At 68.4% G+C, this 13,095-nt stretch carries 13 protein-coding genes and 1 pseudogene; 10 read left to right on the top strand and 4 right to left on the bottom strand.

The genetic code is table 11. From position 1 onward, the window contains the following. The first annotated feature begins 26 nt into the window (after positions 1–26). The 7 genes from IE239_RS33965 to IE239_RS33935 all read left to right on the top strand — a co-directional run bounded on the left by IE239_RS33965 (position 27) and on the right by IE239_RS33935 (position 6,249). Positions 27–755 carry a dienelactone hydrolase family protein gene (locus tag IE239_RS33965; protein WP_190153318.1) on the top strand — a complete coding sequence of 243 codons (729 nt, stop codon included), beginning with the start codon at positions 27–29 and terminating at the stop codon, positions 753–755. A 113-nt stretch (positions 756–868) separates the two neighbouring features. Next, positions 869–2,197, top strand: coding sequence for an aromatic ring-hydroxylating oxygenase subunit alpha (locus IE239_RS33960; RefSeq protein WP_190153317.1), 1,329 nt, complete (start codon positions 869–871; stop codon positions 2,195–2,197). Between the two features lie 23 nt (positions 2,198–2,220). Then, on the top strand, positions 2,221–3,327 hold the full coding sequence (locus IE239_RS33955; protein WP_190153316.1) for an acyl-CoA dehydrogenase family protein: 1,107 nt from the start codon (positions 2,221–2,223) through the stop codon (positions 3,325–3,327). Positions 3,328–3,365: 38 nt separating this feature from the next. Next, positions 3,366–4,562 (top strand): acyl-CoA dehydrogenase family protein, encoded by a 1,197-nt coding sequence (locus IE239_RS33950; RefSeq protein ID WP_190153315.1) that lies wholly within the window; start codon positions 3,366–3,368, stop codon positions 4,560–4,562. Positions 4,563–4,592: 30 nt separating this feature from the next. Further along, positions 4,593–5,117 (top strand): aromatic-ring-hydroxylating dioxygenase subunit beta, encoded by a 525-nt coding sequence (locus tag IE239_RS33945; protein WP_190153314.1) that lies wholly within the window; start codon positions 4,593–4,595, stop codon positions 5,115–5,117. Next, the gene (locus IE239_RS33940) at positions 5,114–5,938 is read left to right on the top strand and encodes an SDR family NAD(P)-dependent oxidoreductase (RefSeq protein ID WP_190153313.1); all 825 of its coding nucleotides are present in this window, start codon (positions 5,114–5,116) and stop codon (positions 5,936–5,938) included. The genes IE239_RS33945 and IE239_RS33940 overlap by 4 nt, the downstream gene beginning before the upstream one ends. Continuing rightward, positions 5,935–6,249, top strand: coding sequence for a non-heme iron oxygenase ferredoxin subunit (locus IE239_RS33935; RefSeq protein ID WP_190153312.1), 315 nt, complete (start codon positions 5,935–5,937; stop codon positions 6,247–6,249). The genes IE239_RS33940 and IE239_RS33935 overlap by 4 nt, the downstream gene beginning before the upstream one ends. 140 nt (positions 6,250–6,389) lie before the next feature. Here the strand turns inward: IE239_RS33935 and IE239_RS33930 are convergent, their stop codons facing one another. From IE239_RS33930 to IE239_RS33920, 3 genes and pseudogenes are all read right to left on the bottom strand, one after another. Further along, a complete protein-coding gene (locus IE239_RS33930; protein ID WP_185806383.1) occupies positions 6,390–6,788 on the bottom strand; it encodes a hypothetical protein in 399 nt (132 codons plus the stop codon). Next, a pseudogene (locus IE239_RS33925) lies at positions 6,785–7,638 on the bottom strand (IS5 family transposase). The gene IE239_RS33930 and the pseudogene IE239_RS33925 overlap by 4 nt, the downstream one beginning before the upstream one ends. A gap of 174 nt (positions 7,639–7,812) precedes the next feature. Continuing rightward, complete coding sequence (locus tag IE239_RS33920; protein ID WP_190153311.1) at positions 7,813–8,982, bottom strand: FAD-dependent oxidoreductase; 1,170 nt, start codon at positions 8,980–8,982, stop codon at positions 7,813–7,815. 204 nt (positions 8,983–9,186) lie between these two features. Between IE239_RS33920 and IE239_RS33915 the strand changes: the two genes are divergently transcribed. Continuing rightward, on the top strand, positions 9,187–9,966 hold the full coding sequence (locus tag IE239_RS33915) for an IclR family transcriptional regulator (protein WP_190153310.1): 780 nt from the start codon (positions 9,187–9,189) through the stop codon (positions 9,964–9,966). A 16-nt stretch (positions 9,967–9,982) separates the two neighbouring features. Here IE239_RS33915 and IE239_RS33910 read toward each other — a convergent pair whose 3' ends face one another. Beyond that, the gene (locus IE239_RS33910; RefSeq protein ID WP_190153309.1) at positions 9,983–11,047 is read right to left on the bottom strand and encodes a DODA-type extradiol aromatic ring-opening family dioxygenase; all 1,065 of its coding nucleotides are present in this window, start codon (positions 11,045–11,047) and stop codon (positions 9,983–9,985) included. A gap of 176 nt (positions 11,048–11,223) precedes the next feature. Here IE239_RS33910 and IE239_RS33905 point away from each other — a divergent pair, with 176 nt between their 5' ends. Both IE239_RS33905 and IE239_RS33900 read left to right on the top strand, forming a co-directional pair. Further along, a complete protein-coding gene (locus IE239_RS33905) occupies positions 11,224–12,261 on the top strand; it encodes an amidohydrolase family protein (protein WP_190153308.1) in 1,038 nt (345 codons plus the stop codon). 29 nt (positions 12,262–12,290) lie between these two features. Next, complete coding sequence (locus tag IE239_RS33900) at positions 12,291–13,088, top strand: SDR family NAD(P)-dependent oxidoreductase (RefSeq protein WP_190153307.1); 798 nt, start codon at positions 12,291–12,293, stop codon at positions 13,086–13,088. Positions 13,089–13,095: the final 7 nt, after the last annotated feature.

The raw sequence follows: 13,095 nt of genomic DNA, 5'->3' as shown, positions 1-13,095 counted from the left end.
TGGCACCGCCATGGAGGTACGCACGCATGGACATCGCTTTTCCGCGGATCGAACCAGCCGTCGCGCCGGTCCCGTTCACTTATGGGTCGCGCCGGACTCTTCCCGTCGCCCGGATCGAACTCGGTGGCGTCCCGCGCGGTGCGGCCATCGTGCTGTGCGCCGCCGGCGCGCTGGAGCGGGATGCGGGCGAGGTCATGAACGGGCTGGCGGAGAAGGGATACGAGTCGGTCGCGGTCGACCTGTCGCCCGGTACCGGGGCCGTGAGTGATCGCGACCTCCTGGGCGATGTGTCCGTGCTGATGGGGCTGTTGGGCGAACGAGGCTGGTCATCCGAACAAGTAGGCCTTGTCGGCTACGGGTTCGGGGGCCGGACGGCCCTCCTGGCCGCCGCCGAGTTCGAGGTCGGAGCCGCGGTGAGCGTGGGCGCGCCGCTGATCCGGGCGACTCGGCCGGTGAAGACGCCATGGCTCGGGCTGTTCGGCCGGCAGGACCCCGCGGCGCCGCCCGAGGCGGTGGCCTGCCTCCGTGCACGCCTGCGTGATTCGCCGGTGCACACAGAAGTGGTCACCTATCCGGGAGTCGCCCGGGATTTCCGCTTCGACGCGCGCGAAGCACAGGCGCACGCCGCTTCCTTCGACGTCTGGCAGCGGACGGTGGAGTGGCTCGAACTGCGGGTGGCCCCAAGGCTCACAGCAGTCGCCCAGAAATGGCAGACACATACCGCGAGTGGGGCCGCAGGGCCTTCCCGCGTGTAATTCAGGGACCTTCTGCTGAATTTGACGGCAAGGTTCCAGCCGCCGGAACCGGAGAAGCGGCCGGTGCACGACGCACGGCACGGTGGCCTGGGACAGAAAAGGACGGAGCGCAGATGTCTGATTACATCGAAGTAGACCAGGAGATGCCCCGTTTCCGGGTGAACCGAAAGGTCATGACGGATCCGGCCGTGTTCGCCTCGGAGCGCGAGCAGATCTTCAACCACAGCTGGCTCTACGTCGGTCACGAGACGGAACTGGCCAAGCCGAACGACTACGTCACCCGCACCGTGGCCGGCCGGCCGCTGATCCTCGCCCGCGACGCCAAGGGGAAGATCGGCGTCTGGGTCAACTCCTGCCCGCACCGCGGAGCCATGCTGTGCCGGGACCCGAAGGGCAACGCGCGCTTCCTGACCTGCTTCTACCACGGCTGGAGCTTCAACACCTCGGGCGAGCCGGTCTCCGTCCCGGCCGAGGAGGGCTACAGTGCCGACTTCGAGCGGCCCGGCCTCGCGTCCCCGGCGAAGGTCGAGTCCTACCGCGGCTTCGTCTTCGTCAGTTTCGACCCGGACATCGTCGACCTGACCACGTATCTGGCGGGCGCCAAGGAGTACCTGGACCTGGTCCTGGACCAGTCCGAGGTCGGCATGGAGATCCTGCCGGGCACGCACGAGTACTCCGCCAAGGCCAACTGGAAACTGCTGGCGGAGAACAGCTACGACGGCTATCACCTGCTCTCCACGCACCAGCGCTATCTGGCGATGATCGCCGCCGCCCACGGGGGCAAGCTCGACGTCCCCAAGGGCATCGATGACACGAGGGCGATCAATCTGGGCAACGGCCATGCCGTCATCGCGGGTAGCCCCGCCAGCAGTGGCCTGTTCGGGCGGCCCCTGTCCGAGGCGGCCAAGCAGGAGAAGGCCGAGCGTTTCCAGCGGCTGCGGGAGAAGTTCGGCGACGCCTGGGTGGACCGCATGGGCGGCGCCCGCAATCTGGTGATCTTCCCCAACCTGGTCGTCATCGACCTGGTGATGGGCGTGGTGGTGCGCAAGATCGAGCCGGTCGCGCCCGACTACCTGGAGGTCAGCGCCTGGCATCTGGTGCCGCCGGACGAGGGCGAGGAACTGCACAAGCAGCGTCTGGACAACTTCCTCACCTTCTGGGGTCCCGGAGGTCTCGCCTCGCCTGACGACGTCGAGGCGCTGGAGACGTGCCAGCGCTCCTACACGGCCCAGCGTGAGCTGCCCTGGTCGGACATCTCCCGTGGGCTGCACTCGGAGGTCAAGGAGATGGGCAGCGAGTACCAGATGCGCACGTGGTGGCGGCGCTGGCACGAACTGGTCGTGGGTGAGGCGCTGCCCGAGGAACCGCAGGGTCCGCTGCCGGACTTCTTCGTCGGTCAGCGACTGCCGCAGACGGCCGCCGCCACCGCCGACGCCAACTGAACGAGAAGGAGACTGAGCCGAGCATGGATCTGCAGCCCACCGAAGAGCACCTCGCCGTCGCGGAACTCACCCGCGCCGTCGCGCTCGACGTCCTCGCCCCCGCGGCGCGGAAGGCGGAGCAGGAGCGAGCCGTACCGGACGAGGTGTGGCGGACCCTGTCGGAGACCGGCCTGACACTGCCGCTGCCCGAAGGGATCGGCGGCGGCGGTGTCCCGGACACCGTGACACAGATGATCGCCGTCGAGAACCTGGCGTACGGCGATCCCGGCATCACCATGGCGGCCGTATGGGGCGGTGCTCCCGCACTGTTCCTGTCCCGGCACGGGTCGGCCGAGCAGATCGCGACCCTGGCCCGCCTCGCCGAGGACCCCAAGGCGCGTGGCGCCGTGGCCCTCTACGAGGGGCACGGGCGCGGCCCCGAGGAGTTCACCACCACCATCACCACGGAGCCCGGCGGAACCGTCCGGGTCAAGGGCCGCAAGGTCGCCGTACCGTTCGCCGAGAACGCCGAGCCCCTGGTCGTGATCGGTCGCGACGCGCAGACCGGCGCTCTGCGCGCGGTCCTCGTGCCCGTATCGGCACCCGGGGTCGCGGTGCACGGAACCGGACCCGGTCTGGCTCTGGACGCCGCGGCGCTCGCCACCGTGACGTTCGACGTGAGCCTGCCGGCCTCCTGCGCGGTCGGCGACGGCGAAGAGCTCGCCGGGACCGTGGACCGACTGCGTCTGGTCGTGGCCGCCGCTCAACTGGGCGTCGCCACACGGTCGGTGGAGTACGCCTCGGACTATGCGACCGAGCGAGTGGCCTTCGGCCGCCCCATCGCCGGCTTCCAGGGCGTCGCCTTCCCGCTCGCCGAAGCGCTGATGCGGATCCACGAGGTGCGCCTGGAGGTGACCGAGGCGGCCGTGCTGCTCGACGCCGACCGGAACACCGAGGCCGCGCCGGCGGTCACCCGGGCCGTCAACTACGCGAGTGAAGTGGCCGCCGAGGCCACCCGCACCGCTGTACAGACCCTCGGTGGCCACGGCTTCATCGCCGAGCACCCGGTCGAACTGTGGTACCGGGCCGCGGCCGCGCTCTCGGCGGTCGACTTCGACCCGCTGCGTTCGTCCTTCACCCCCGCGCTCTGAGCGCCCCCATCCGATCCTGATCACAGAGCCGAGGAGCCATGACGCTGTCCTTCGAGATCAGCAAGGAACTGGCCGACTACGCCAACACGGTGCGCGAATGGTCGGTCGCCGAGTGCCGACCCTTCGCGCGTGAGGCCGACGACAACCACGCGCCGCCGGTGAGCTGGCCGGAGATCCTGGACACCAGCCCGGTCCCGCTGGGCCGGGTCGACAAGCCCGAGTCCGGACCCGTGCCCGAGTTCGAAGAGGGCTACCACGTCTCCAAGGCCGTGGTGACCGAGGCCCTCATCTACGGGGACGTCTGGGTGCTGCCTGTGTTGGGCGGCGGCATCGGCGAGCTCGTCGTGGAGGCCATGGGGACACCCGAACAGATCGCCAAGTGGTACGACCCGATCGCGGCGATCGGCGCCCCCACCGGATTCGCGCTCACCGAGCCGGGCTTCGGATCCGACACCTCGCTGGTGTCCACCACCGCCACCCGGGAGGGCGACACCTGGGTTATCAACGGCACCAAGATCTTTTGCACCCAGGGTGCCACCGGCGAATACGTCGTCGTCTTCGCCACCGTGGACAAGTCACAGGGGGCGAAGGGCATCAACGCCTTTGTCGTGCCCAAGGGCACCCCGGGATTCACCGTGCCCAAGATCACCGAGGACAAGATGGGCATCCGCAGCTGGGTCACCTCCGAGCTGCTCTTCGACAACTGCGTGATCCCGCTGGAGAACCGGCTCGGCTGGTCGGCCGAGGGGCCGGCGGAGGTGCGGCGCAGCGGCCGCAGCGGTGCCCTGGCCGCCCTGGTCCACAACCGTCCCCGGATCTCCTCAATGGCCATGGCCCTCGCCCAGGCGTCGCTGGACATCACCAAGGGCCTGCTGGCCGGGCAGAAGGCCGGGTTCACCCCGCAGCGCTGGGCCCTGATCGAGAACGAGCTGGAGAACATGGAGCACGCCCTGGAGCGTGGTCGCCGGCTCGTCCTGCGTGCCCAGTACCTCGTCGACATCGGCAAGGACAGCAGCGACACCGCGGCCGCCGCCGCGGCCAAGGGCTACCCGCCGCAGACCTGTGAACGCATCATCCGGCGCTGTATCCAGCTGCTCGGCCCCGAAGGCTGGAGCAAGGAACTGCTCCTGGAGAAGTGGTACCGGGACCTCAAGATCATGGACATCTTCGAGGGCTCGGGCCAGATCCAGCGCATCATCGCGGGCCGCACGCTCATGGGCCGACTGGTCGGCTGACCCGACCGCACACACGTACAAGGAGTCACGATGGCCACCCAAGCCCCCAACCCGCCGACGGCACCGGCGGATGTCCCCGACAGCCTGGTCCGCTCGGTGGAACGGTTCCTCTACGAGGAGGCCGAACTGCTCGACACCTGGCGGCTGCACGAGTGGCTGGAGCTGTTCACCCCGCATGGTCAGTACCAGGTTCCCTCCACGGACAGGCCGGACGGCGACCCCACACGGGACCTGTTCCTGATCCAGGACGACCGTTTCCTGCTGGAGCAGCGCGTGAACTCGCTGCTCACCCGCGCCGCACATGCCGAGTACCCGCACTCCCGTACCCGGCACATGATCACGAACGTGCGGGTCCGGGACATCGGCGGTGGTCGACTGGCCGTCACCGCCAACTTCACGGTGTTCCGCATGCGTTCGGGTAACTTCGACACCTACGTCGGACAGTACCGGAATGTGCTCGTCCAGGACGAGGGCGCCTTCCGCTACGAGATCCGCAAGGCCGTGCTCGACCTCGACGCGCTGCGCCCGCACGGCAAGGTGAGCGTGATCCTGTGAACCGCCTGCAGGACAAGGTCGCGATCGTCACCGGGACGGGTCCTCTGATCGGCGGGGCCATCGCGGCCGGTCTCGCCGCCGAGGGCGCCCGGGTGGTGTGCACCGGCCTCGACGAGGACGCGGTCAAGCCGTGCGTCACGGCGATCGAGGAAGCGGGCGGTGAGGCGTTCTCCGCCCTGGGCGACGTCACCGACCCCGTCCACGTCGAGGAGGTGGTGCGGCGGGCGGTGGACCGGTGGGGCAGTGTGGACATCCTCGTCAACAGCGCCGTGTGGTTCCGCAAGCAGGGACTGCTGACGATGTCCGTCGAGGACTACCGCCGGCAGCTGGACGTGATCCTCGGTGGCGCCTTCCTCTTCACCCGCGAAGTGGCCCAGCACCTGATCAGCACCGGCCGCGGCGGCAGCATCATCAACGTGCTGTCCACGGCGGCCTGGCAGGGCGAGCCGGGCAACATCGGCTATTCGACCGGCAAGAGCGGTCTGATCAACTTCACCCGCTCCGCCGCGATGGAGCTCGCCCGCCACGGCATCCGGGTCAACGGCTTCACGCCCACCGCGACCCTGCCCGACGACTCCGAGCGCGCCCGCGAGCTCACCAAGTCGATGGCCGCGCCCAGTGACTACCCGATGGACTTCCCGGGGCAGTTCCCGATGGGCCGGCTGCCCACCCCCCAGGACTACGTCCCCGCGGTGGTCTTCCTCGCGTCGGACGAGTCCTCGATGATCACCGGCAGCAACATCACCGTCGACGGCGGTGCCACCGCCAAGTACTGGCCCTGGCTGCCCGGCTCCGGGCGGGAAAGGACCGCCCAGCCATGACCACGGAACGCCGCTTCGCCTGCCTGGCCGAGGACCTGTCGCCAGGCACGGCCATGACCGTTCCCGGCGACCCGCCGATCGCCGTGTATCGCACCGAGGAAGGAGAGTTCTACGCGACCGCGGACACGTGCACCCACGAGAAGTGGTCGCTGGGGTCGGACAGCGACCTGGAGGGCCGTGAGGTGACCTGCCCGCTGCACATGGCCCGCTTCGACATCCGCACGGGTGAGGCGCTGTGCTTCCCGGCCACGGTCGCACTGCGGACGTTCGGGATCGAGGTCGACGACGGGAAGGTCTTCGTCGTCGGCTGATCCGCCGGGGGCGACAGGTTTCGGGGGAGGCTGATCAACTGAGGGTGCGACCAGTCTCTCCCGAATCGCACATGCCGCCATCCTGATGGATCATGGAGAGCAAATGATCTTGATTCTACTCCGGCACCACTCAGTGGACGTTAAGTCCGTTTCTGGTAGCGGCCTCGTCCGGGCTGGGTGAGGAAGCCTTGACGGAGGAGGCGTCCGAGACGGCTGCGGGTGATGTTGACGGATGCCTCGTCGGTGGGCATGCCGAGGAGTTCGTGCAGCTCACGGGCTCGGAACTCCTGGCCGGGGTGCTGGTTGAAGGCGTTCACGATGGCCTGGTAAACGCTGTTCGTCTCGGGCGCTTCGGAGTCTTCTTGGGTCGGTGCGAGTTCGGCGATGACTTTCCGGGTGGTCGCCAGGTCCGTGAGTCGTGCTTCGATCTCGGCCAAGGCGGCGGTCAAGCGCCCGATCTGGCCGCGTAGTTCACCGGCCCGAGCCGTGGCCTTCTCGTGCTGCGTCTGGAGGTCTGCCAGGAGCTCGAGGATGTTCACGCAGCCAGCTCGAGGGTGTCGCGCCAGGCCGGACTCGGGGTGGTGAGGCGGCGGGTCATGTTCGCGATGGAGGCCCAGTAGACGCGCGAGGCAGAGGTGTCGGGCCGGTGGTCGTACTCACGGGCCAGACGCCGGTGCAGCATCAACGTGCCGTTGACCTGCTCCACGATCCACCTTTTCGGTTGCGGGACGAAGCCTTTGCCCTGGTCGGCCGGGTTGCGGCGGGCGACCTCGACGTCGATGTCCAACAACGCGCCATGGATGAGGACTTCGTCCTTGAAGCCCTGGTCCACCAGGGCCTTCTCCAGAGGCATCCCGCACCGCTCGGCGGCCTGGTCGAGCAGGGCGGTGCCGGCGGTGTTGTCGTGGGCGGATGCGGCCAGCACCACGACGCCGATGATCAGCCCCAGCACGTCCACGGCCAGTCCCCGCTTGCGGCCCGAGACCTTCTTGTTGGCGTCCAGTCCCGTCGTGGTCTTCGGGACACCCGCGGCCGCCGGACGGACTGGGTGTCGATGATCACGAGGGACGGGTCCTCTAATCGCCGGGCTCTCTCCCGTACCTGGCAGCGCAGGAGTTCCTGAATCCGCTGGTCGAGCCCGTCCTGGCGCCACAGGCCGAAGTAGTAGAACACCGCCGACCAGGACGGCAGGTCATGGGGCAGATAACGCCACTGGCAGCCCGTCCGGTTCTGATAGAAGATCGCGTTCACGACCTCCCGCAGATCACAGGATCCAGGATCTCCGGTCGCTGACCGTGCCACCCGGTCCTGTTTCCAGGCCGTGATCATCGGCTCGATCAACGCCCACTGCTCGTCCGATAAGTCGCTGGGGTACGGCTCTCGCTCCATGCCCACATCTCAGCATGCACATGCCCAGCGGATGCCCCGCCCGGCGATCAGTACCTCGATCGAGCGATCACGAACCGAGAAAGATCGGACTTAACGTCCACTCAATGTCGCCCGCATCGGCCCGTATCAAGATCCATCGTCCCGGTGCCAGCTCCCAAGGAGCAGCGCCGAAGTTCAGCCGCGCAGTTCCTCGCTGTCGCGGAGGTGGTCACGGAGCAGATCGGGATCGGCGGCCATGCGTCTGCAGTGCTCGATCCCGTCGTTGAACCGGGCCACGTTCTCGGAGTGGAACAGCAGGCGCATCGTCTGCGCCGACAGGGGTGACGCGGATTCCTGGAAGACGCGTCGGCGGCCCTGCGCATAGCGGTCGAGCGCGATGTGGTCCGCCTCGCCGTGCACGACCGCGGCCAGGGCTCCGGTGAGCGCGAAGGCGTCGAAGACACCGCAGGTCATGCCCATGGCGCGGGTCGGATTGGTCACATGGGCGGCGTCTCCCGCCAGGACGACCCGTCCCACCCGGAAGCTGTCGGCCAGGCGCTCGTGGACACGGAAGGCGACCCAGCTCTCCAGGAGCGGATCGGCTCCGTCGGGGAGCGCGGCCTTGAGGACAGCGGGCAGCCGGTCGGAGATCGACTCCTCGGGGAGCAGCCGGTTCTCCGCGTAGGCGAAGCGCCACAGACCCGTGGAGTCGACCTGCGCGATCAGAGCGCTGTCTTCCGGGTCGACCTGCCAGGAAGTGGGGGAGAAGCCCATGGCGGCAAGGTCGAACCGGATGTCGGCCGCCACGAACCGCTTGGGCCAGGTCATGCCCGGGAACCCCAGGCCCAGCGACCGCCGGACCTGGCTGTGCGCGCCGTCGGCCCCGACCAGCCAGGACGCCCGCAGGGTCCGAGCGCCTTCAGGTGTCTCGGTGGTCACCGTGATGCCCTCGGTGTCCTGCTGTACGTCGGTGAGTCGCGTGTTCCACTCGAGACGGACCTGCGGATGCTCGGCCAGCCGTGCGTTCACGAGCAGGGCCAGGACATGCGGTGGGACATGCACGTCGAACGGGTACCGGACCTCGTCGGCGAGCACTTCCAAGTCGAGGACGATGCGCTCACCGGTACTCAGCACCTTGAGGCATCGACTGCGAGCCACCAGTCCGACCTGGCACATCTCCTCCAGGAGGCCGAGGTCCGCCAACCCTGGCATGAGCGCCCAGTCGTACCCCATGTCGTACGGCCGTGGCTCGATCGCGGGTGCCGCATCGAGCACGGTGACGTCCACGCCCGCTCTGGCCAGTCCCAGCGCCGTGAGGAGCCCCACCGGGCCGGCTCCGGCGACGACGACCTGTGCCTCCTGCATGGGTTCCCCCTTCCAGCCTCGGTCGGCTGCTCAAGTGCAGAACAGGCCGTTCTACGCACGCTACGGCCCTGTGGCCAGGCGTGACACACTGTGTTCCGTTGGCTGGAACCTGGACCGTGCCGCATCGACGGCGGTTTCATACTGCTGACATGCGGACGAAACCCGGGCGTGTCCGCCGTGTGCGCCAGGCCGAACGGAGGGCTCATGCTCATCTCCGAGACACCGCCGTCGATCCTTTCCAAAGCGTTCGACCTGCTGCGGGCCTTCAACACCCATGAACGGGTGATGACCCTGAGCGAGCTCTCCCGGGCCTCAGGGCTGCCCAAATCCACGGTCCACCGACTGCTGGCGCGGCTGATCGACCTTGGGGCGATCGAGAACCACGGAGCCGGGTATCGGATCGGGATCGAGCTGTTCCAGCTCGGCAGCACTACACCGGCCGGTGCGATGCGGGACGTCGCCATGCCGCACATGGCCACGTTGCACCGCTGGACCGGGCACACCGTTCAACTGGGCGTGCTGCGCGGGTTCGACGTCGTGTACCTGGAAAAGGTGGCGCGCAACAGCAAGTCGTCCGATCCGTCCGGCGTCGGCACGCGGTTGCCGGCCAGTTGCACCGCGATCGGCAAGGCCATGCTCGCGCACGAGCACTTGGAGGACCTGCAGCACTTCCTCCCCAGCCCGCTGCCGGGTCTGACCCCACGCTCCGTGACCGCCGTCGACCCGCTGATCGCACAGCTTCGACTGATTCGCCAGGGTGATCTGGCACGCGAACAGGAAGAGGCCAGACTGGGTCTGTCCTGCATCGCTTCGCCGATCGTGGTGCGGGGCTTCGCCGTGGGCGCCCTGTCGGTGGCTCACCCCGCCGATGTGGAGCTCGACCCCAAGACCGGCACGGTGCTCCGGGACACCACCGCCCAGATCGCCAAGGAGATCAGGCAGCGGCTTCCGGAGCACGACGACTGGTTCCCGCGGGACGTGTGACCTGCGAGGACCGGCGTCACTTGTAGACGGCGAAGACCTTGTTCGAGTTGAGGATCTCGGTCTGGACGAAGTCACTCCATTCCAGGCCGAGCCCGAGCTCCGACATCGCGCCGAGCAGGCAGAACCAGTTCAGCATCTCGTGCTGTCCCGCGTCGACGATCTCGCGCGTGGTCACCTTCTGCCAGGTGTCGTAGTCGCCCACCAGCAAGGCGTCGTAGAGCCTGCGGTCGGCCTCGGAGTCCGGGCGCAGGTGCCAGTCCTTGTCGTTGAGGAAGGCGTGCGACCAGCTGGACGAGGCCACCAGCGCCACACGCTTGTCGCTCGCCTGCACCGAGCGGGCCACCGCCCGGCCGAGCTCGAAGCAGCGCATCGGCGACGGACCCGGGGGGTCGAGCTGCTCCCCGGCGTTGATCTCGGCGAACCGGGCCATGCCGCCCCGGCGCGCGATGACGTGCTCGCCGTAGCAGTTCACCGCGATGGGGACCATCGGGTACGGGAATTCCTTGCCCACGTGCTCGTAGTCGAGGAAGATCTGCGTGTTGGCGAAGGCGTGCGGGAAGTGGATGCCCTTGCGCTGTTCGTACGAGTAGGCGACGTCGACGCCCGAGACCAACACGTCGGAGGCGAGCTGCCTGGCGAAGTCCGGAAGGCCGCGCATGCGGTAGGTGGTGTCGTCCGGCAGGCCCCACGCGTTGGGAACCTTGAGCATGCGCAGTACGCCGAAGGCGTCGACCTCCGTGTCGTCGTAGGCCAGGATGCAGAACGAGGGGATGACCTCCTCTCGGAAGTTCTCGTACTGGTCGTCGCCCCAGACCACGACGACGTCCGGCTGGAACTCGTCGAGCGCCTCACGGCAGCGGGTCAGGCCGTCGAGCAGCCGGGCCCGGTGGACGCCCGCGGCAGCGACCCCGCCGTCGTCACCCCACTCCTTCTGGGCGAGCTCGTTCCAGTTGCTGATCTCCTTGCGGTCGGCAGGGATGTCGGGGTCCTTGAGCGTGCTCTTGAGCAGACCCGCCATATGCGTGTCAGCACCCGCCAGCATCGGATAGTGGGTGATTCCGAGACCAAGCACCTCTGCCATGGTTGTTCCTTCCGGAGTTCCGTGAGGGGGAGCACGCGGTGCAGTCCGCGCAGTGCCGGCCGCGGTCGGCGGCCCCGACGACTGGTCTACATCGCCAAGATGCGCACGCCGATGGGGCGTTCTAGCTGTTGGAACGATCAGTTGGTCCGAAGTCCGCTGATCGGGACGATGGCGGTATGTCTGAGCTTCCGGCCGCTCAAGGCCAACCAGTCGTAGACGTACACGCGCACTACCTCCCCGTCGAACTGCGCCCGCCGGCTCCTTGCGCGGACGACCCCCGGTGGCCGCACCTGGTCATCGACGACGACGGCACTGCGGGAAGCATCATGCGGGGCACCGAGGTCTTCCGGCGTGTGAAGCCTGCGCTGTGGGACGTGCCGACCAGGCTCGCCGAACTCGACTCGGTGGGCGTGGACAGGCAGGTGATCTCACCCGTTCCCGTCACCCTGTCCATGTGGGCAGACGGAAAGGACGCGGCCGAGTACCTGGGCCGCCAGAACGACCTGTTCGCCGAAGCGGTGACGGCGTCCGCGGGGAGACTGCGTGGCTTGGGCGCGGTACCCCTGCAGGACATCGACGCCGCGATCGCCGAACTGCGCCGCATCAAGCACGAGTTGGGTCTGGACGGTGTCGAGATCGGCAGCCGGATCGGCGACCTGGAGCTGGACGCCCCCGAGCTGCGGCCCTTCTTCGCGGCGGCCGAGGAAGCAGGGGTGCCGCTCTTCGTCCACCCCACGGACGGGGCGCGCGCCACGCGTCGGGCCGATCCGGCGTGCATGTTCGGTGTGGGCATGCTGACAGACACCGCGCTGGCCGCCACCGCACTGGTCTTCGGCGGCGTCCTCGACGACTTCCCTGGCCTCCGGGTCGCCCTCGCGCACGGCTGCGGCTCGTTCGCGTGGACGTACCCCCGCACCGCCTACGGCGACGCGATGGTGCGCGGCGGAGCCGATTCTGAGCGCACGGCCCACCTCCGGAGCCTGGTCGAGAGGCTGTGGGTGGACACGCTGGTCTTCGATCCGGAGCTGCTGCCGCTGGTGGCCTCCCGCTTCGGTGCCGGGCACCTGATGCTCGGGACCGACCACCCCTTCCTGAGGGCGCCGCTGGAGACCGCCCTCGCGACCCTCACCGAGGCCGGCGACCGCGGCATCCTCGAAGAGTCCCAGGTGGCCCGCATCCTCGGACGCAACGCAGACGATTTCCTGGGCCTGTGAGGGACTGCCCAGGACAGGGAGGAAGCGAAATGGATCTCAAGCTCGGCGGCAAGCGCGCGATCGTCACCGGTGGCAGTCGTGGGATCGGTTTGGCGGTTGCCCGGGCGCTGGCAGCCGAGGGGGCCCGTGTCGCCCTGACCGCCAGGGACGCGGAAGCCCTCAAGACCGCTCGCGACCAGGTCGCGGCTGACGGCGGCGACGTCCTCGTGCTGTCCGCGGACAGTACCGATGACGACGCCGTGAGGGACGCCGTCGCGCGGACCGTCGAAAAATTCGGAGGCGTTGACATCCTTGTCAATGCCGCAGCCCGACCCGCCCAGGGGGGCGCGTCCCGCGCGGTGACCGATCTCGTCGACGACGACCTGCGTGCGGAGATGGAGACGAAGGTACTGGGCTATCTGCGGTTCGCCCGTGCTGTCGCACCCCATATGACCGCGCAGGGCTGGGGCCGGATCATCAACGTCAGCGGGCTCAACGCCCGCTGGACCGGTGACACCTTCGGCTCCATGCGCAACGTCGCCGTCTCCGCGTTGACGAAGAACCTCGCCGACGAACTCGGCCCGCACGGAGTCAACGTGACCGTGGTGCACCCCGGCCTGACCGTTACGGAACGGACTCCGCAGCTGTTTGCGGGGATCGCGGCCGCGCAGGGGATCAGTGCCGACGAGGCCGAGTCGAGGCTCGCCGCCAGCTCGTCTCTGCGGCGCCTGATCACGGCTGCAGAGGTCGCCGACGTCGTCGCCTTCCTCGCCTCTCCGCGCAGTGTCGCCATCAACGGCGACGCGATTCCCGTGGGCGGAGGGGCGCCGGGGTCCATCTATTACTGAGTCACTC

The organism is Streptomyces humidus (genome assembly GCF_014649655.1).
Taxonomy (GTDB): domain Bacteria; phylum Actinomycetota; class Actinomycetes; order Streptomycetales; family Streptomycetaceae; genus Streptomyces; species Streptomyces humidus.
Note: the sequence above shows the minus strand (reverse complement) of the source record. Positions and strands in the feature narration are given on the sequence as shown.